The sequence below is a fragment of the Methylobacterium sp. WL18 genome, from assembly GCF_008040015.1.
In the GTDB taxonomy this organism is placed as follows: Bacteria; Pseudomonadota; Alphaproteobacteria; order Rhizobiales; family Beijerinckiaceae; genus Methylobacterium; species Methylobacterium mesophilicum.
Genome location: NZ_VRVD01001357.1, coordinates 1 through 429, shown reverse-complemented (window position 1 = coordinate 429; position 429 = coordinate 1). Strand labels below are relative to the sequence as shown.

At 73.9% G+C, this 429-nt stretch carries 1 protein-coding gene; it reads left to right on the top strand.

Features of this window, described 5'->3' with window-relative positions; genetic code table 11:
- Positions 1-20: 20 nt before the first annotated feature.
- On the top strand, positions 21-429 hold a 409-nt coding region (locus FV228_RS32725), incomplete at its 3' end, for a bifunctional adenosylcobinamide kinase/adenosylcobinamide-phosphate guanylyltransferase (RefSeq protein WP_187278018.1).

The following is a 429-nucleotide window of genomic DNA, read 5'->3' as shown; positions in this document are numbered from 1 at the left end:
GGTTGGGGCGATGGAGGGGCATGCTGCAGATCCCGCCCCGCATGACCCTCGTCCTCGGCGGGGCGCGTTCCGGCAAGAGCGCCTACGCGGAGGGACTGATCGAAGCCTGCCCCGGCCCGTGGCTCTACCTCGCCACCGCGCAGGCGTTCGACGACGAGATGGTCGCGCGCATCGCCCAGCACCGCGCCCGGCGCACCGGAGCGTGGCGGACCCGCGACGTTCCGCTCGCTTTGCCGGAGGCGGTCGCCGAGGCCGAGGGGGCCGTCCTAGTCGATTGCCTCACCCTGTGGCTCACCAACCTGATCCTGGCGGAGGCCGACCTGGAGGATGCGGTGGCGCGGCTCGTCGCCGCCTGCGCGCGGGCGCCAGGCCCGCTGGTGCTGGTCGGCAACGAGGTCGGGCTCGGGATCGTGCCGGACAACGCGCTGG